Below are 18916 nucleotides of genomic sequence, written 5' to 3' on the forward strand. Positions count from 1 at the left end.
GGCGCTTGCGCTTTTGTTCTTAAGCTACCCTGAAAAGAAGTTCCGCAGCGTGAATACACTACGCTTCTTGCTTAGCGACCGCCGAGCCGCTTCGTCGCTACGCTCCTGCAGGGTCTCGTCTGTCTCGCTTTCCCGCAGGAGTCTTCGTGTATTCACGCTGCTCAGTGCGTCAACCATGTTTATTATTTTATTCTAAAAACAACAAACTTTTATTTAGTAAACATCTCTCTTTGTAAAGGCTAGAAAAGACACAAGTAAGCCAGCAGCTCCCCAAATAGATAAAACTGTTAAAGAAAAAGGAAGTGACATTCCGTCAATGGGCGGTATATTTCCTTGTAAATAATCGGTTAAACGCAAGTTCACCATAAATAAGTATTTAGCTGATTCCCATGAAGAAGCAATGGCGCTAATGATGGTGCCAGCTATTAAAAATGCAAGCATAACCCCCATTCCTGCAGCGGTACCTCTTATAAGGACAGATAACATAAACGATAATGTACCAACAATTAAGGAGACAAACCATGCAAGTCCAAATGCCATTAAAATATACTGCCATTGAGGAATAAGATGGACGCCTTCCGTGTTTAATTCTCCTGCGTGTACTGTAAAGCCTGTTAATACAGGTACGGTCCAGCCTGCATAACCAAAAAATAATCCGGAAATAATGTAAGAAAACAATCCAAATAGAAATAAAATCAACGAGACAGATAAAACAAGCGTCATATATTTGCTTAATAAAATTTTCCACCGTTTAACAGGCCTTGTCAGCAACAGCTTGATTGTTCCGATGCTTCTTTCTGATGAAACAAGATCGGATGCAACAATCATCACCATAAGCGGGAGAAGCAATTGCATGGAATTATCAAGAAATATACGTAAAAAAGTAGGTGCACCAGGATATTGTGGGTTAATATTATGATCTAAATAATATTGTGATTGACTGATGCGGACTTTTATTTGATTTCTCCATTCGTCAGAAATTCCACTTGATCCGATTCGATTTTGCATATCGATAATCGTCTGCTGCAAAGTAGTACGCCAATCTGTATCACCCATTCGTTTTTTTACATTTTCTATTTCTCGGAACTGAGCATATGTAAACATAGAAATCATCACGACGATAATAAGCGTAATCACCATTAATCTTTTGCTTTTCACCAATTTTAGCATTTCATTATAAATTAGTTTACTCAATCGATTCACCTCCTGTTAACTCTAAGAAAAGATTCTCTAACGAAGGAATTTGCCTGTTCATTTCTTTTATGTCTACACCTGCTTCAAAGAGCAGTTTGCTCCAACTGCTGACCTCCTCTTCTATGTAAGGGGTTATGACGTTTTCTCCATTTACTTTAACAGCAGGGATTACTTCTTTAAGGACTTTTAAGCCGAGATCTAATGGAGTAAAACGCCAAATAAGTTTTTCTTGTTCTGCCAATAAAGTATGCACATACTCTGTATGAATGATCTTTCCATTTAAAATAATCGATACACGATCACATAAGAGCTGAATTTCACTTAATAGATGACTGGACACTAATACACTTAATCCTTCTTCTTTTGCCAAATAACGAATAAATTGTCTCATTTCTCTTATGCCAGATGGATCTAATCCGTTAGTAGGTTCGTCTAAAATCAATACCTTTGGTCTGCTTAGAAGTGCTTGTCCAATTCCTAGTCTCTGCCGCATACCTAAAGAGTAAGTTTTCACTTTATCATGAATGCGTTCTTGTAAACCGATTAATTCGACAATTTCTTTTATTCTGGCATCATCCACATTTGCTAACATGCGGGCAAAAAACTTTAAGTTTTCCCAGCCTGTTAAATAAGGGTAAAGCTCTGGATTTTCAACGATGCATCCTAAGCGCTCCATTGCTTTTGAAAAATGGCTTTTCACATTATATCCACAAATATGAATCGTGCCGGAGCTCGGTTTAATAAGGCCAACTAACATGCGAATCGTAGTCGTTTTCCCAGCTCCATTAGGTCCAAGAAAACCAAATACTTCTCCGCTTTTTAATTCAAAGCTTATATTTTTGATAATTTCTTTTTTGCCAATCTTTTTTATTAAATGTTGAACCGATAAAGTAATTTCGCTCATTTCTCCTCTACCTCCCATGTAATCAAGGATGCCACCCTTTCTGCCATTAATTGATATCCTTTCGTATTTGGGTGAAAATGGTCCGAATATAAAATGGATTGAACGTTCTGCTGAAAAATATCGTATGTAGGAACAAAGATAACGGCGGAATAAGAAGCACAGATTTCTGCTGTTTCAGTATTCCAGTCCCGCACAACTTTAGAAGTAGTATCATGATTGTCTAAATCACTAAAAGGATTATAAAGGCCTACTATATAAATAGGAGCTTCTTTATTTACAGAACGAAGTGTCGTAAGCGTAGTCTGCAAATTATTTATATATGTTTTCCTAAATGATGCAATAGAGTCTTCATTCGTATTGTTTAACGTTTGGCCTCCTTGAAATAAATCATTCCCGCCAATAGTAAGGAATAAGATATTTGCATTACTTGCTTGTCGTTGGATTTCTTTTTGCTTTACCTGGTCTGCGAGTTGTGTGGAAGTAAGTCCTTTTATGCCGTAATTAGAAAGGGTAATTGTTTCTTTTGTTTTTGCTTGAAGCTGTTCTTTTAAATAGCCAATATACCCTTTTCCTGCATCATCACCAGTTCCTCGTGTTAATGAATCACCAAGGGCAAGCAGCTGTACTCCATTTTTTTCTTTGTTATCAATCGTTGATTTTGCAGGAACAGGCTCTTTATTTGTGCTTCCAGTAAAATAGTCTATTACAGTCCATCCTAATCCAAACATCCAAGTAAAACAAAAAAGGATAGAACATAACAGTGTGATAATTGTCCAGTTTTTTTTCAATGTACACCCTCCTGACAAAAGAATCATTTACTATTAAAAATAGAATTAAACCTAACCTAGAAGAAAAAAGAAATTTTTTTAAGAGATGATTTAATATAGATAGTAAACCTTTTTATAAATATAAACAAAAAAGATGTCCTATTAAGACATCATTTCAGCACTTAATTTTTATAATAGATAAGAAAGAAAGATAAGATTTTTCAACTTAGATAGCTGTCTAGCTCCGGCGCCTGCGCTTTTCTTTTTTGTTAATGAATATCTTTTTTCTTAAACCTTCCACCACGAACTTCTGCTATATTGGCAACAGCAAGGAATGCAGTTGGGTCTAATTCTTCAATTATTGTTTTCATTTTTGCTTCTTCCAATCTATTGATGACACAAAAAATGACTTTTTTATGATCACCGGTGTAAGCTCCTTCTCCTTTCAAGTAGGTTACCCCTCGGCCAAGTCTTGCTAAAATGGTTTCCCCAATCACTTCAGCACGCTCGCTAATAATCCAAATCGACTTTGACTCATCTAGTCCGGCAATTACAATATCAATTACTTTAAAAGCAATAAAATAGGCAATAAGAGAATACATGGCGCGGTTCCATGAAAAAACAAAACCAGCGGAAATAAAAATAAACACATTAAAAAACATAATAATTTCTCCGACAGAGAAGGGACATTTTTTACTAAACAGCAGGGCAAGAATCTCTGTCCCATCTAATGAGCCGCCAAAACGAAGCACAACACCTACACCTATACCAAGAATAATGCCGCCAAAAACGGTGGCAAGAAGTAAATCATTTGTGAAAACAGGAAAATCATGAAGCAATATGGTCGTAGCGGAAAGAACAGAAATACCTAATAAAGTAGAAAATGCAAAAGTTTTTCCAATTTGTTTATAACCGATGTAAAAAAAAGGAATGTTTAAAAGGAAGATAAAATAGCCTAATTTTAAATCTAAAAGGTGGGATAAAATAATCGAAATGCCGACAATGCCTCCATCTAAAATTTGATTAGGAACAAGAAATTCTTCAATACCTATGCCCATTAACATACTGCCGATAATAATAAAAAAAATACGTCTTGCTAGAACTTTTTTCGGTAACACTTTATGCTGGGGCTGCTGCAAAGGAAAACTCGAATCAAAACTTGTTGATTCCATCTAAATACCTCCTGTTTATTATGAATATTTTGAACTTTTAAACTATTGTAAAACATCATGAATGAGGAGATGATAAAATAAAGCTTAATAAAGGGTAGTAAATTGAAGGCTTTGAAGAAGGAAGCCTGAAAGTATAATACTTAATGGAGAAACACTAATTACATTTTATCATAAGTGGAAGATGACTACCTAGAAATACGTTCTGAAAAAAGTTCAAGAATGCTATTTTTATAAAACGAATCGGAGTTATACCAATGCTATTTGTAAAATGTTTTTTTAAAGGACAAAATCAAGGGAAAAAGCGAAAAAATGTCCTTGAGCCGGCTTATCAAGGACAAAACCAAGGAAAAAAGCGAAAAAATGTCTTTGAGCCAGCTTATCAAGGACAAAACCAAGGAAAAAAGCGAAAAAATGTCCTTGAGCCGGCTTATCAAGGACAAAACCAAAGAAAAAAGCGAAAAAATGTCCTTGAGCCGGCTTATCAAGGACAAAACCAAGGAAAAAAGCGAAAAAATGTCCTTGAGCCAGCTTATCAAGGATAAAACTAAGCGGAAAAGCAAAGAAATGTCTTTGAGACTACTTATGAAAGACAGATAAAGGAAAATTGCCAGGAAAATGAGACTATATTCGACGTGGGCTTGTTCATGTTATCGACATGATTGTTTACTAGCATCTAGAATTAAAACCAACCCTTTTTCTTAAACCAAAGATACATCGATAATCCAATGATTCCCATTAATCCAAGTGAATAGTAATAACCATATTTCCAATTTAATTCGGGCATATTTTCAAAGTTCATCCCAAAAATCCCAGCAATGAGGGTTAAAGGGGCAAATATAGAAGTTATAATGGTAAGAACTTTCATCACATTATTTGTTTGGTGTGAATTTAACGAAAGATAATTATCTCTTATGTCAGCAGTTACCTCTCTATTAGACATCACATTTTCCGATAGTTTTAAAAGGTGGTCGTAAATGTCAGAAAAATATTCTTTTCTTTCTTTAATGCCGTTCAAACGGTGAGAGTTTAACATACGGTAAAGTAAATCACGCATTGGATGAACTGTATGCATTAGATTCAATAACATATTTCTTGTATCAAACAATTCGTTCATTAAATGGCTCATTGCCTTATTCTGTGTGTTATCTTCAATTTCATCTAATTTATCTTCAATTTTGTAAATAATCGGGAAGTAATTATCTACGATTTCGTCTAAAATTTGATAAAATACATAGAAGGTATCTGATTTCTCTATGTTTTTTTGAGAAAGTAATCTATCCCATACTCGAGAAACTTCCTTTGTTGGCATAAGGTGGAAAGTTACAATGAAATTTTCTCCTACAAAAAAATTTAACTCTTCTTTCAAGATTTCTTTTTCTTCTTCTCTAACGATATGTGTAACATAAAAAGTATGGTCATCGTAATAATCTAATTTTGGTCTTTGAAGTTTATGTATACAATCTTCAATAGCAAGAGGATGAAATTGAAAAGTATCCGCTAAATGTTTGATCTCTTCATCAGTAGGTTCATTAAAATCAACCCAAAACCATTCATAAGAATGACGATGCAAGTCTTCTATAGGAATGTCTGTTAAGATTTTTTTTTCATTTGTAATCAGCATTATATTGATCATAGAAAACTCCTTTTTCATACAAAACTCACATGGAGGCTCGTTCCCAATGTCATCAAGTTAAATTTCAAAAAAACAGGAAAATAAGCAACTAAATAGGAAGTAAGGGTTTCCGTTCTGTTCTCCGAGGCTTACCGCTCGCTTTCCACGGGGCGAGCGCCGAGCCTCCTCGTCGCTTTGCTCCTGTGGGGTCTCGTCTTTCTCGCTAATCCCGTAGGAGTCGAGCGGACGCCTCTCCAAACAAATTGGGTACTTCTTTTACATAAAGGGTATCTAATTCCATGATATTTCACAGTTTGAAATTTATGGAATCTTAAGTTAATGACATTGGCTCCGATCCCTTTTCCATACTTCAATAACCGCTTCTTTATGACTAATTTACCGTGATTAGTTATTATTATGCAAGGTGAGGGGGAATTTGTAAATATTTTAACTCTCAGCACCTCGAAGCGTCTCGCTTGACTATTTTTTGGATTGAAATTATCATTCTAGTGTAAGTTACCAAAAGTAAGTATTATCAGGAGGGAAAAAAATGACTGCAAATTTATCGAATGCTAGCTTTTTAGATGTTCTTACAGAGCGTAGAGCAGTAAAAGTTTATGATGAATCATACACATTATCAAAAGAAGAGGTTGAAGAACTTCTAACGCTTGCAGGAAGAGCACCTTCCGCATGGAATTTACAACAGTGGCATTTTGTTGTATTTCAAGGAGAAGAAGCACAACAACGTTTGCTGCCTATTGCTTATAATCAAGCACAAATAACACAATCATCTGCTGTTATTGCTATTTTAGGTGATTTAGAAGCAAATAAAAATGCAGAAGAAATTTTTGCAAATGACGTAGAAAAAGCAAGGATGACTCCTGAAATTGCAGAAACAATAAAAGGGCAAATTAATGGCGCCTACCAAAATGATCAATATAAAAAAGAAGCAGCAATCAGCAATGCGTCATTGGCAGCTATGCAATTAATGCTTGCAGCAAAAGGAAAAGGATTGGACACTTGTGCTATTGGTGGATATAATCGGGATGCTTTTATTAAAGAGTTTCAGATTTCTGAAAGATATTTGCCAGTAATGCTGATTACAGTAGGAAAAGCAGCAGCACCAGGACGCGAAACAGATCGTCTTTCATTAGATAAAACAACAACTTGGATATAAAAATAGAGGAAGCACACGATATTGCGCTGTAACCGAAGGAAGTTAGCTTCAAAATGATATGATTTCTTTTAAAAAACAAGCAAACCGGAAATCTCACCCGATTTGCTTGTTTTTTAATGCACTCATTTCGAAATCTGTTGGACTTAATACTGATGAAATGCTCAGTTTTACATTATATTTGCTATAATAAAAATATATAGAAGCTGCGAGATTAATGGTTTTTAGAATTAGTGAGGATGAATAAGATGAAAATACTTGTTATAGAAGATAATGAAAGTGTCTGTTCCATGTTGGAAATGTTTTTTCTCAAGGAACATTATGAGGGGAAGTTTATCCATAATGGAAAAGAAGCTTTAGATTTTTTTATGGAGAACCAGCAATGGGATATAGTGATCGTAGATTGGATGCTTCCAGGCATGGAAGGGGTAATGATTTGCAGAAAAATAAGAGAAGTAAGCTCTGTTCCAATTATTATGTTAACAGCCAAAGACAGTGAATCTGATCAAGTTCTAGGACTTGAAATGGGTGCAGATGATTACGTAACAAAGCCATTTAGTCCGTTAACATTAATGGCTAGAATAAAAGCGGTAACCCGTCGATACAATAAAGATGTCCAAACGAAATCAGACCAAAACTCTTTAACAAGCGAGTATTTTAAAATTAGCAAAGAAACAAGAGAAGTGCGTTATAACGGCCATCTTCTTTCCAACTTAACTCCAAAAGAATTTGATCTGCTATATTTTTTAATTAGTAATCCTAGACAAGTTTTTACAAGAGAGCAATTGCTTGATCGAGTGTGGGGATATCAATTTTATGGGGATGAAAGAACAGTAGATGTTCATATTAAAAGATTACGCAATAAAATTGGAACAAAAGAGCAGCCGTTTATTCACACTGTTTGGGGTGTAGGGTATAAGTTTGATGAGACGAAAGATAATGAAGAATAAAACATAAAGGTGTCTCTCTAACCGATCCGATAGACTTTCGGAATTCATTGGTTTAGAAAGACACCTTATTTATTTGATGAAAAAATAAAGGTTAGGAGACGATTTCAGCCTTTGATGCAGCAGAAACAGTTGAATTTTGCAGCGCTAGTTCTTTTGATTTATTATGTTCTAAATTTAAAGCTGGGATTTTTGTCACTTCGACATAATGAATATGATGTTCTTCCATTTCGATAATTTTAAATGAATAAGAATCAAAAGTTAGCGTATCTCCTTCCGCAACTTCAAAGTTAGAGGTTAAAATCCATCCTCCTAGCGTATCAATGCTTTCATCGTTTATTTCAATATTTAATAATTTGTTTACTTGGGTAATTAAAACTTTTGCGTCAATAATATAATGATCTTCTTTGACTTGTTGGATACTTGGGATTTCATCACTGTCAAATTCATCGCGAATTTCGCCGACAATTTCTTCTATAATATCTTCAACCGTTACAAGTCCTGAAGTTCCGCCATACTCATCCATTAATATAGCCATATGAATTCTTTCCTTTTGCATTTTAACAAGTAGATCTTGAATAGGAAATGTCTCAATAACTCGAATGACAGGCCTTATATACGGCTCAAGTTTTTGAGAAGTTAAATCCTTTGTACGAAGTAATTCTACCATAATTTCTTTGACATTAATCATGCCGATAATATGGTCTTTATCTCCATCGGTAATGGGATATCTTGTGAATTTTTCTTCATGAATAATTTCTAATAAGTCTTCCAACGTGCTTGTTTGTTCCAAGGAGATAATTTCCGTACGTGGAACCATTATTTCTTTGGCAATCCGGTTGTCAAATTCAAAGATTTTATTTACATACTTAAACTCTGATTGATTAATTTCACCGCTTTTGTAACTCTCAGAAAAGATGATTCGAAGTTCTTCTTCAGAATGAGCCAGTTCATGTTCTGAAACAGGTTTTAATCCAAATATGCCTGCAATAACTCTTGCTGAACCATTTAGCAGCCAAATAAACGGATAGAGTATTTTATAGAAGCCAATTAAAGGCCGAGCGGTTAAAAGTGCAATCGTTTCTGCTTTTTGAATAGCCAATGTTTTTGGCGCTAGTTCGCCGACAACCACATGTAAGAAAGTGATAATCGCAAACGCTAAAGAGAATGATAGGATTTTAATAGCTGTTTCTGGTACATAAACCAATTCAAGAAAGGGTCTAATGATATGCTGAATCGTTTCTTCACCAATCCAGCCAATACCAAGTGCTGTAATAGTAATACCTAATTGACAAGCAGATAAGTATTCATCTAAATTACTAATGACTCTTTTAGCAGCAACCGCACTTTTACTTCCTTCCTCTATAAGCTGATCAATTTTCGAGCTGCGAACTCTAATAATTGCAAACTCTGAAGCTACAAAAAAAGCAGTGCAAGCAATCAAAATGGCTATTAAAACCAAGTTAAATATGTCCAATAAGTTTCCTTATCCCGTTAATACGAGTAAGGAGTCACCTCCTGATAAATACATCTATTAAGTTTTTTCATTCAGTTAAACATGATGCAGTTTAGCTAGGTACATGAGTAAAAATTCATGTTCCTTTTTCTCAACAAAACTGATTAATAATAGACAAATTATACTTTATTTACACACAGGTGGTTGCTATTTTTGAGTTTAGTATAATAATTAATCGTTTTATTGAAAGATAATAAGTTTATTCTTTCATTTATTACATACGCAACCCCATTGAACCACCTCGAACTTTCATAATGATTACCAATAATTATACGTTAAGCCAAACTATGCCGTCAAACCTTGGATTTTTGCAATTTTCAGTAATTATTTAAGGTTTTTTGCAGCTTAACTCGTATCTATTCTCTTTATTACCTTTTCTTTTTCATATTGTATGTTAAAAGCATCTAAATATGAAGAAGTAAGGTTAATTTTAGAGCCTTTTTTAAAAGATAAGAAACGTATTAGAGGTTATTCTAACAATTTATCCAATTGAAAACGAATATTTAACTTTGGCTAGCCTGAAAATAGTTAAAATGGGTTTTCCGAAGCTTATCGCTCGCTTTCCGCGGGGCGAGCGCCGAGCCTCCTCGTCACTTTGCTCCTGCGGGGTCTCGCCTGTCTCGCTAATCCCGCAGGAGTCGAGCGAACGCTTCTCCAAACCAACATCATTCTTAGCTCTAACTCCTTCTATCTTCACGCTGAATGAACACTACTTATTTTAATAGGAAAGATTTTTTATTTCCTTCCACTCTTTCCGCAGCATACTATACAAAATCAAATCATGAAAATGATCATAAAGAAATTCACCGTCTCGAAGAATTCCTTCTTTTTTAAAAATCAATCGTTCAGGAATGGCGATGCTTTTTGTATTTTTTAAACCACAACGTATCTCTATTCGATTTAATTTCAAATAATAAAAAGCATAATTTAAAACAGCGATAACTGTTTTTAGCATGATTCCTTTTCCTTGTGAGGCCTCTTCTAAAAAATAGCCGATGCTTGCTTGGCGGTTTATCCAATCAACTTGTTGAAGGGAAATCATACCTACTAATTTTTTATTAAAAAAAATCCCTGCTTCGAATCCATTATTGTCAAAAAATTTCTTATGCCATTGGGGGATAATGGAATGATATTGGTATGGATCAATGATTTGATCCACCCATGGAAGCCACTCTTTTAAGAACATTCTATTCTCATCTACAAGTTGAAATGCAGCAGAGGCATCTTGTATTTCAAGTAAACGAAGGTTAATGTTGTTATCTACATTTAAATGAAACATAATAAACGTCCTTTCTCTAGACGGATAATTACTAGGGGAAAAATAAGAAGCTGCGTTTTGATGTAGTTTATGCGAAATGTTTAAATCTGGATTATGGAGAATAAGAAAAAAGGAGGCTTAATGAGATGTATTTAAGGAAAATGCTTTTTCTTTCCAATGGAAAGGTTTTTAATCATTATTTTTTGATTAGTCATTTAAAAGTTCGGAAAATTGTCAAATATTCACCAGATTTTCAATTGTTGTCCTTTTCTGTTCATGATATAACTATATTAATAAATAAAGATAATCATTCTCATTTAAAGGGGGAAGGGAAAATGCAGATCGGAGAAAAAATAAAAATTAAAAGTTTGTCACAAGTGAATTCACTTGTAAAAAGAAGATTGCTTGATTTCGGCATCACGGAAGGTACGATTGTATCTATTCAAAATATTATGCCGTTTAGTGGTCCTTATATACTAGAGTATGAAGGTTCTAAAGTTGGGATTAGAAGAAAGGAAGTACAAAATATAGAAGTGGAGATCATATAAATGGAGGTAGCATTATTAGGAAATCCAAATACGGGGAAAACCTCATTATTTAATCATTTAACCGGATCGTATGAATATGTTGGCAACTGGAGTGGCGTTACCATTGAGAAAAAGGTTGGACTATTTAAGAATAAAAAAGCAAATTTAGTCGATTTGCCGGGAATTTATTCCTTAAACCCATTATCTGCAGATGAAGCAGTTGTGACAGAATACTTTCTGCAAGGGCATGCCGAAAAAATTGTCAATATTATTGATGCTTCCCAATTAAGCCGAAACCTCCATTTAACACTTCAACTCATTGATTACGGAAAACCGATGATTATTGGGTTAAATATGCTTGATGTTGCAAAAGATTATGGCAAAAAAATTAAAGCCGAAGAGTTAGCGAAGATAATAGGCTTTCCTACTATTCCTATTAGTGCAAGAAATGGTCATGGTTGTACGGATCTTGCAGATGCAGCGACACAACAAAATAAAAATGATTCTCTGATGAGAGTAGAATATGGCGATTCGATTGAAGAAGGCATTAGTGTAATGGAATCATTAATAGAAAATAAAACGACTATTTCTGTTAGATGGCTAACATTACAGCTTTTAGAAGGGAATTCTACAGTCTATCAAAATGTATGTTCTTTAATAGGGGAAGAGCAGGTTCAACAGTTTTTAAATGAGTTGGAATCAGAGGTAAAAGGTTCAGGAAAAAGCTTAGAGCAAATAGTATTTGAGGCTAGAAAAGCGGTAGTAGATCAAATACTTCAACAAGTGGAAGTGATTGAAGAGCATAATCGTACTACATTTACTAGTAAGGTGGATCGGATTGTCACCAATAAATACTTAGGAATGCCTATTTTTATTCTGCTGATGTATTGTATGTTTATGCTGACATTTGATTGGCTTGGCGTACCACTTTCTGATCTAGTAGATGGTTTTATCTCTGGATTTTTGGCAGATACGATCTCCAATCTTTTAACTTCATTACATGCTTCTGTTTTTATTAAGGCCTTGGTAATAGAAGGGGTTATTGCTGGAGTAGGAGGCGTATTAGTCTTTGTACCACAAATTTTTATTCTATTCTTTTGTTTATCGTTTTTAGAGGATTCCGGTTATATGTCAAGAGTCGCCTTAGTTATGGATAAGATTATGGAACGAGCAGGTTTAAACGGCAAAGCATTTATCCCAATGATTATCGGTTTTGGCTGCAACGTACCTGGAATAATGGCCGCAAGAACAATTGAAACTAAAAAAGAACGGTTATTAACAATATTATTATTGCCATTTATGTCTTGTTCTGCTCGCTTTCCAGTTTATGCATTATTTATTGGCGCTTTTTTTGCTAAACACGGTGCGTTAATTGTTTTATCGATTTATGTACTAAGTATTGTGTTGGTTCTTATACTAGCAAAAATACTTTCCGCAACCGTTTTAAAAGGGGAAAATTCCTTATTTTTTATTGAACTTCCTCCATATAGAATGCCTAGTGTAAAAATTTTATGGAAAAGTACATGGGATAAAGGAAAAGGATTTTTGAAAAAAGCAGGAACGTTTATTTTTGCTGGATCGGTCGTTATTTGGACTCTATCCTATCTTGGTCCTACTGGTGTTAATGTAGATATGAATGAGAGTTATTTAGCTGTCATTGGTAAAGTTTTAGCCCCAATTCTTATGCCAATAGGCTTTGGAACTTGGCAGGCAGGAGCATCCTTGCTTACAGGATTTTTGGCAAAAGAAGCGGTTGTCTCGGCTATGAATATTATTTATGCTGTTCCAGATACAGAATCTTTGCAGCATTTAATGAGCACGGTATTTACACCTTTAGCTTCTTATAGTTTTATGGTATTTATTTTACTTTATATTCCTTGTTTAGCAACATTGGCAACTATATATAAAGAAACCGGTTCTAAAAAATGGTCTGCTTTTTCAGTAGGTTATTCCTTATTAATTGCCTATGTCATATCTTTGTTAATTTATCAAGGTGGAAAATTATTAGGACTATCTTAATGGGGAGATGTAAGTATGTTTATTAATATACTAATTGGTGCATTAATCTTTCTGTTCGCAGGTTTTTCCCTTTACCGGTTTATAAAAAAATCTAAAGAAGGAAAATGTGCAAGCTGCTCTATTAGTAAATCTTGTGGGACAAAAAGCTGCTGCAGTAATTTAACGGAAACAAGTAAATAACAGCAAAAAAGGCTGAGAAGAAAGGAAGAAGTATCCCTTTTCTTAGCCTTTTTTGTTATAATAGCAGAAAAAATTGAAATTTCTAATGGAGAAGCTTATAATATGTATAATGGTGTAAAATTACACATAACTAATAAGGGAATGAATGCATTTTGACTAGAGAAGAGATCATTTTTAATGTTTCGGAAAAAATGAGGTTGATTCGTACAGAAGCAGGCTACACTCAAGATAAAATGGCCGAGGTAATTGGGTTATCAAAGAAAACGCTTGTGCAAATTGAAAAAGGAAGATTGTATGCTGGATGGTCAACCGTTGTAGCAGTATGTGCCCTTTTTAGAGAAACAGAAACAGTCCGTTTCTTATTTGGTAATGAACCTTTAGAAGTATTAGAAACAGTTGCTCGTGATGGCATGGATTATCGAAAAGAAAAAACCCTTGGCGGAAAAGTATGGTGGCGTGAAGTAGAAAGAATAAATGGTTTTATTCTTCAACAAAACATAATCAGTCAACATTATAGAATTATAGACGAAGATCATTTTCGTATTTTCAGCAGCTTTGATGAACAAGAATCAAAAGAAAGGTTTCGAGAATTAACAAAAGACTTAGCGAGGTAACGTTCTTTAATAAATGCTGTTTTCTCAAAGTTTGTTGTTTTTTACATAATACATTTGGAAAAGCGTTTCTTAGCAGCCTGCATACACGTAGACTCCTGTGGGAATGCGAGAAAGACGAGACCCCACAGGAGCGTATGCGACGAGGAGGCTCGGCGCTCGCCCACGGAAAGCGAAGTGTATGCAGGATGCGCGTTTAAAAGCAACAATCTATAAGAAAACAGCCTTAATAATACTGCATTTATACATAGAAAGTTCATTTGAACAGATAGTTTGTCAGAATATTTACAATTGACTTTATTATTCTAATATGGTAATCTTCAGTTAGATTGGAAAATTAATCAAAAAAGAATGGAGGGTTTACGATGAATACAGTAATGATAATGAATGGGATTATAACTGAATATTCATGTAGCCTATCCATACCATTCACTGATAGCATAGTTAGGTATGTATTGGCTGCATATAAAATGTAGCATATGCACCTATTAGAAAGGGGATAGATCGCATGGTTGCGGTCTGTCCCCTTTTTATTTTGCTGCAATAATTTTCTGTGGGTTAAACAGGGGTCATTCCCTTTTTAATAAAAGGCTGTGTTAAAGCTAATTGTTGATTTTGATACTTTGTTGATTTGGAGCGGAAGGAGTGAGACTCCTGCGGGAAAAGCGAGTCAAAAGGAGACACCACAGGCGTACAGCGACGGAACTGAAAAAGTGTTTTATTAGATAAATTATAGGTGAAACACTTAAATTTATTAGGGTAAAAATGGTATAGAGAGTTTGAAAACGATCATCATGTTGGTTAGGAGAGGCGTCCGCACGACTCCTGCGGGATTAGCGAGACAGGCGAGACCCTGCAGGAGCATAGCGACGAAGCGGCTCGGCGCTCGCCCCGCGGAAAGCGTGTGGTAAGCCTCGGAAAACCGAACGAAAACCTCTGCGTTGCTTGGATTGTCACTACCTATATTTTATAGCATTCACTTTTTTAGTGACCTCCGCACAGCGCCGAGGAGGCTCCCGAACCGCCCGCGGAAAGCGAACTTCTTGAGCGGAAATCAACAGGCAAGTTTAACAGAGCCTAATAAAAAATTCTGGAGAAGGAAGATGAAGATGAAGATGATTGTAAGCAATAAACAAAACGGAATGAAATTAAAGGATTTAGAAAGTGGCTAGTTTAAAAGAATAGTTCGATAAAGAAAGGACAGATGAAATGTTTTCGATATTATTTAAGTTAAAGTGGTTTTTTAAAGAGCATTGGAAAAGATATACGATTGCGATTGTTTTGCTTATCCTTATCGGTTTTGTTGAGATCATTCCACCGCAGCTAATAGGCAGGTTTATTGATGAAATTGCGCTTGGAACGCTGACAGCACAAAAGTCGGTTTATTATATCCTAGTTGTTGCAGGTATTACATTGGGTACCTATTTGATTACTTATATTTGGATGTATAAACTTTTTGGCGGTGCATTTCTTTTAGAAAGAAAACTACGAAGTAATTTTATGGGTCATTTATTAAAAATGACACCGACTTTTTTCGAAAAAAATCGCACAGGAGATTTAATGGCAAGAGCAACGAATGATTTAAAGGCAATCTCCACTACCGCAGGATTCGGAATACTTACTTTAATTGATTCCAGTATTTTTATGGTTACCATTTTAGCTACGATGTGTGTATTAGTTAGTTGGAAGCTAACGCTAGCAGCGATTTTGCCGCTGCCGATAATGGCTTTCATCATGCAAGTATACGGTGATCGTATTCATAAGCGGTTTACAGAAGCGCAAGATGCTTTTGGCGAATTAAATGATCGTGTTTTGCAGTCTGTTTCAGGGGTGCGTGTAATCCGAGCATTTGTTTTGGAGAAAGCGGATGAACAGCAGTTTCACGAGTTAACAGAAGAGGTTTATGATAAAAATATTGCTGTTGCAAAAATTGATTCCTTATTTGAACCTACTATACGAATTCTAGTCGGATTAAGTTATTTAATTGGGTTGGGCTACGGTGCTTATTTAGTTTTTCAGCAGGAGATTTCGATTGGCCAGCTTGTCACGTTTAATGTGTATTTAGGAATGATTGTTTGGCCGATGTTTGCTGTTGGTGAGCTGATGAATATTATGCAAAGAGGCAATGCTTCTTTAGATAGAGTACAAGAAACGTTAAATTACAAAGCGGATGTCACCGATCCAATCTCTCCAAAAGACGTTCATACACCAAAAAATATTGTATTTAATTCCGTTGCGTTTCAATATCCCTCTTCTAAAATAAACAATTTAAAGAATATTCATTTTACAATTAAACAAGGAGAAACAATTGGGGTAGTTGGGAAAACGGGAAGTGGAAAAACGACATTAATCAAGCAATTGCTTAGAGAGTATCCAACAGGAGAAGGAGAACTTAGCATTAATGGGGTAGAAATCGACAAGCAGCGGCTAGAGAAGGTGCGCAGCTGGATCGGTTATGTTCCTCAGGATCACGTATTGTTTTCCAAAACGGTAAAAGAAAATATTATGTTTGGACATGAAAATTCAACAGATGAACAGCTGGAGGAAGCAATTAAACTGGCTTCATTTCAACAAGACCTTGATATGCTTCCAGAAGGGCTCGATACGCTTGTAGGAGAAAAAGGAGTAGCACTTTCAGGGGGACAAAAACAGCGAATCTCTATTGCAAGGGCACTGATAAGAAAGCCAGAAATATTGATGTTAGATGATTCTTTATCTGCAGTCGATGCAAAAACAGAACAACGTATTATTCAAAATATAAAAACAGAGCGACAAGGAAAAACAACGATTATTACAACCCACCGATTAACGGCCATTCAACATGCTGATCAAATTATTGTGTTAGAAGATGGACAAATAGTAGAGCATGGAACACATGAGCAGTTAATGAAAAATAACGGATGGTATAAAGAACAGTATTTCATTCAGCAAACAAAAGCAAAATCTGAACAACAGCAGGAGGTGCAAACTTGAGTACAGGAAAACGACTTTTAAAGTATGCATTTGCATTCAAAAGTATTATTTTTGCAGCACTAATGATGTTAACGATTGCCGTTGCTGCAGATTTGGCCGGACCATTTATTGCGAAAAAAGTAATTGATGAGCATATCATGGGAATTGAGGCAAATTGGTATGAAACAACATCTTCGAGTCAAGCAGTTCCCTATAATGGGAGATGGTATAAAAAAGAAAGTTATTTTTCAAATAAAGAACAGAAAATGAATCCTGCAAGAATATTGCAAGTTGGCAGACAATTTGTTTTTGTAGAAGGTTCTATTTCTTTTGATGGAGAAAGAACCTTTCAAAACGGTGAACTAACGATAAGCAAGGACGGGAATGCTGCTAAATATAAAGGAGAACGGTTGTCAAGAACAGAGGTATTTGCCTTTTATAAGCCGGAAATCCCCTTTATTATCAAGAAGCTGCTATTCTATTTTGCTTTAGTAATTATTGCAGCAGTCTTTCAATTTGGGCAACATTTCTTTCTGAAAAAATCATCCAATCGTATTATTCAAAAAATGCGGAAAGATGTATTTGCACAAATTCAGCGACTTCCCGTAAAATATTTTGATAATCTCCCAGCCGGAAAGGTAGTGGCAAGGGTAACGAATGACACGGAAGCAATTAGAGAATTATATGTAACGGTCCTTTCTAATTTTTTTTCAAGCGGTATTTATATCATAGGGATATATGTAGCCTTGTTCATTTTAAATGCTAAGCTTGCAGCGATTTGTTTATTTTTAATTCCTGTACTATTTATATGGATGATAGGATATAGGAAATTTGCTGCCCGATATAATCATGTTATTAGGGCGCGAAATAGTGATATCAATGGAATGGTCAATGAATCGATTCAAGGTATGAATATTATTCAAGCATTCGGAAAAGAGAAACAAACACAAGAAGAGTTTGAGATATTAAATGAAGAACATTTTCGTTATCAAAATAAGCTGTTACATTTAAATAGCTTAACTTCTCATAACCTTGTCAATGTGTTAAGAAATATTATCTTTGTTGTATTTATTTGGTATGTAGCTGGGCAATCATTGTCTATTGCAACAGCGATCTCATTAGGTGTTCTATATGCATTTGTCGACTATATTAACCGTATGTTTCATCCGATAGTCGGAATTGTTAACCAGTTAGCAAATTTAGAGCAGGCACTTGTTGCAGCTGAGCGAGTATTTGAACTGTTGGATGAAGACGGAATAGATGTTGAAACGGCTACAATGGAACGTTATAAAGGAAATGTCGTGTTTGAACATGTGAACTTCGCCTATAAAGACAAGGAGTATGTATTAAAAGACATTACGTTTGAAGCGAAACATGGAGAAACGATTGCACTAGTAGGACATACAGGTTCAGGAAAAAGTTCGATTATGAATGTATTATTCCGTTTTTATGATATTCAATCAGGGAAAATAATGATTGATGGAAAAAACATTAAAGATATGTCCAGACAGGATTTACGAAAGCATATGGGCATTGTGTTGCAAGACCCATTTCTCTTTAAAGGGACGATAGCCACCAATGTGACCCTTCATGATCCATCAATAACAAAAGAAAAGATGGAAAATGCGTTAAAAGACGTAGGAGCAGACCGTGTTCTGAAACATCTAGAACAAGGCTATGATGAACCTGTTATTGAAAAAGGAAGTACATTATCAAGCGGTCAAAGACAGCTCATATCTTTTGCAAGAGCATTAGCCTCTGATCCCGCGATTTTAATTTTGGATGAAGCAACGAGCAGCATTGATACAGAAACAGAACAAATTATCCAAAAAGCGATGGAAGTCCTTAAAAAAGGAAGAACAACATTTATCATTGCCCACCGATTATCAACGATTCGAAATGCAGATCAAATAATCGTCTTAGACCATGGAGAAATTGTAGAAAAAGGAAATCATGAGGAATTGATGAAGAAAAAAGGAAGATACTATCAGATGTACCAGCTTCAGCAAGGGTCGTCATTAGTCGGATAAAAAATAATTAATTAAGCAAAGTTGACCAAGTAAGCCCCCAAAAAATTTTGGGG

17 protein-coding genes are annotated in these 18916 nt (G+C 35.2%); 10 read left to right on the forward strand and 7 right to left on the reverse strand.

Annotation, left to right across the window (positions count from 1 at the left end; genetic code table 11):
- Positions 1-213 precede the first annotated feature (213 nt).
- From ACTXGU_RS17660 to ACTXGU_RS17675, 4 genes are all read right to left on the reverse strand, one after another.
- Entirely contained in the window at positions 214-1194 is a 981-nt protein-coding gene (locus ACTXGU_RS17660; protein WP_443482848.1) for an ABC transporter permease, read from the reverse strand.
- On the reverse strand, positions 1187-2098 hold the full coding sequence (locus ACTXGU_RS17665) for an ABC transporter ATP-binding protein (RefSeq protein WP_443482849.1): 912 nt from the start codon (positions 2096-2098) through the stop codon (positions 1187-1189). The genes ACTXGU_RS17660 and ACTXGU_RS17665 overlap by 8 nt, the downstream gene beginning before the upstream one ends.
- A complete protein-coding gene (locus tag ACTXGU_RS17670; RefSeq protein WP_443482850.1) occupies positions 2095-2886 on the reverse strand; it encodes an SGNH/GDSL hydrolase family protein in 792 nt (263 codons plus the stop codon). Before ACTXGU_RS17670 ends, ACTXGU_RS17665 begins: the two co-directional genes overlap by 4 nt.
- A gap of 248 nt (positions 2887-3134) precedes the next feature.
- Positions 3135-4037 carry a YitT family protein gene (locus tag ACTXGU_RS17675; protein ID WP_443482851.1) on the reverse strand — a complete coding sequence of 301 codons (903 nt, stop codon included), beginning with the start codon at positions 4035-4037 and terminating at the stop codon, positions 3135-3137.
- Positions 4038-4291: 254 nt separating this feature from the next.
- Here ACTXGU_RS17675 and ACTXGU_RS17680 point away from each other — a divergent pair, with 254 nt between their 5' ends.
- Positions 4292-4579, forward strand: a complete 288-nt coding sequence (locus ACTXGU_RS17680; protein WP_443482852.1) for a hypothetical protein — start codon at positions 4292-4294, stop codon at positions 4577-4579.
- Between the two features lie 137 nt (positions 4580-4716).
- On the opposite strand, the gene corA is transcribed toward ACTXGU_RS17680, so the two are convergent.
- Complete coding sequence (gene corA / locus ACTXGU_RS17685; RefSeq protein WP_443482853.1) at positions 4717-5670, reverse strand: magnesium/cobalt transporter CorA; 954 nt, start codon at positions 5668-5670, stop codon at positions 4717-4719.
- A 529-nt stretch (positions 5671-6199) separates the two neighbouring features.
- Between corA and ACTXGU_RS17690 the strand changes: the two genes are divergently transcribed.
- A complete protein-coding gene (locus ACTXGU_RS17690) occupies positions 6200-6826 on the forward strand; it encodes a nitroreductase family protein (protein ID WP_443482854.1) in 627 nt (208 codons plus the stop codon).
- A 245-nt stretch (positions 6827-7071) separates the two neighbouring features.
- The gene (locus tag ACTXGU_RS17695; protein WP_443482855.1) at positions 7072-7773 is read left to right on the forward strand and encodes a winged helix-turn-helix domain-containing protein; all 702 of its coding nucleotides are present in this window, start codon (positions 7072-7074) and stop codon (positions 7771-7773) included.
- Positions 7774-7864: 91 nt separating this feature from the next.
- On the opposite strand, the gene ACTXGU_RS17700 is transcribed toward ACTXGU_RS17695, so the two are convergent.
- Positions 7865-9247: a hemolysin family protein gene (locus ACTXGU_RS17700; protein WP_443482856.1), complete on the reverse strand. Its 1383-nt coding sequence runs from the start codon at positions 9245-9247 to the stop codon at positions 7865-7867.
- A 757-nt stretch (positions 9248-10004) separates the two neighbouring features.
- Complete coding sequence (locus tag ACTXGU_RS17705) at positions 10005-10565, reverse strand: GNAT family N-acetyltransferase (RefSeq protein ID WP_443482857.1); 561 nt, start codon at positions 10563-10565, stop codon at positions 10005-10007.
- Positions 10566-10690: 125 nt separating this feature from the next.
- Between ACTXGU_RS17705 and ACTXGU_RS17710 the strand changes: the two genes are divergently transcribed.
- From ACTXGU_RS17710 to ACTXGU_RS17740, 7 genes are all read left to right on the forward strand, one after another.
- Positions 10691-11092 carry a FeoA family protein gene (locus tag ACTXGU_RS17710; protein WP_443482858.1) on the forward strand — a complete coding sequence of 134 codons (402 nt, stop codon included), beginning with the start codon at positions 10691-10693 and terminating at the stop codon, positions 11090-11092.
- A complete protein-coding gene (gene feoB, locus ACTXGU_RS17715; RefSeq protein ID WP_443482859.1) occupies positions 11093-13090 on the forward strand; it encodes a ferrous iron transport protein B in 1998 nt (665 codons plus the stop codon). It begins immediately after the preceding gene.
- 15 nt (positions 13091-13105) lie between these two features.
- Complete coding sequence (locus ACTXGU_RS17720; protein WP_443482860.1) at positions 13106-13270, forward strand: FeoB-associated Cys-rich membrane protein; 165 nt, start codon at positions 13106-13108, stop codon at positions 13268-13270.
- Between the two features lie 152 nt (positions 13271-13422).
- The gene (locus tag ACTXGU_RS17725; RefSeq protein WP_443482861.1) at positions 13423-13884 is read left to right on the forward strand and encodes a helix-turn-helix transcriptional regulator; all 462 of its coding nucleotides are present in this window, start codon (positions 13423-13425) and stop codon (positions 13882-13884) included.
- A gap of 1040 nt (positions 13885-14924) precedes the next feature.
- The gene (locus ACTXGU_RS17730) at positions 14925-15053 is read left to right on the forward strand and encodes a hypothetical protein (RefSeq protein ID WP_443482862.1); all 129 of its coding nucleotides are present in this window, start codon (positions 14925-14927) and stop codon (positions 15051-15053) included.
- Between the two features lie 37 nt (positions 15054-15090).
- Complete coding sequence (locus ACTXGU_RS17735) at positions 15091-16854, forward strand: ABC transporter ATP-binding protein (protein WP_443482863.1); 1764 nt, start codon at positions 15091-15093, stop codon at positions 16852-16854.
- A complete protein-coding gene (locus tag ACTXGU_RS17740; protein WP_443482864.1) occupies positions 16851-18863 on the forward strand; it encodes an ABC transporter ATP-binding protein in 2013 nt (670 codons plus the stop codon). Before ACTXGU_RS17735 ends, ACTXGU_RS17740 begins: the two co-directional genes overlap by 4 nt.
- The last annotated feature ends 53 nt before the right edge of the window (positions 18864-18916 follow it).

It is taken from the genome of Niallia sp. 01092 (assembly GCF_052318935.1).
GTDB lineage: Bacteria > Bacillota > Bacilli > Bacillales > Cytobacillaceae > Niallia.

Coding starts and splice junctions, on each gene's coding strand:
- ACTXGU_RS17665 (WP_443482849.1), bottom strand. CDS start 2,098: ATGAGCGAAATTACTTTATCGGTTCAACATTTAATAAAAAAGATTGGC.
- ACTXGU_RS17675 (WP_443482851.1), bottom strand. CDS start 4,037: ATGGAATCAACAAGTTTTGATTCGAGTTTTCCTTTGCAGCAGCCCCAG.
- ACTXGU_RS17680 (WP_443482852.1), top strand. CDS start 4,292: ATGCTATTTGTAAAATGTTTTTTTAAAGGACAAAATCAAGGGAAAAAG.
- corA (WP_443482853.1), bottom strand. CDS start 5,670: ATGATCAATATAATGCTGATTACAAATGAAAAAAAAATCTTAACAGAC.
- ACTXGU_RS17690 (WP_443482854.1), top strand. CDS start 6,200: ATGACTGCAAATTTATCGAATGCTAGCTTTTTAGATGTTCTTACAGAG.
- ACTXGU_RS17695 (WP_443482855.1), top strand. CDS start 7,072: ATGAAAATACTTGTTATAGAAGATAATGAAAGTGTCTGTTCCATGTTG.
- ACTXGU_RS17705 (WP_443482857.1), bottom strand. CDS start 10,565: ATGTTTCATTTAAATGTAGATAACAACATTAACCTTCGTTTACTTGAA.
- ACTXGU_RS17710 (WP_443482858.1), top strand. CDS start 10,691: ATGTATTTAAGGAAAATGCTTTTTCTTTCCAATGGAAAGGTTTTTAAT.
- feoB (WP_443482859.1), top strand. CDS start 11,093: ATGGAGGTAGCATTATTAGGAAATCCAAATACGGGGAAAACCTCATTA.
- ACTXGU_RS17720 (WP_443482860.1), top strand. CDS start 13,106: ATGTTTATTAATATACTAATTGGTGCATTAATCTTTCTGTTCGCAGGT.
- ACTXGU_RS17735 (WP_443482863.1), top strand. CDS start 15,091: ATGTTTTCGATATTATTTAAGTTAAAGTGGTTTTTTAAAGAGCATTGG.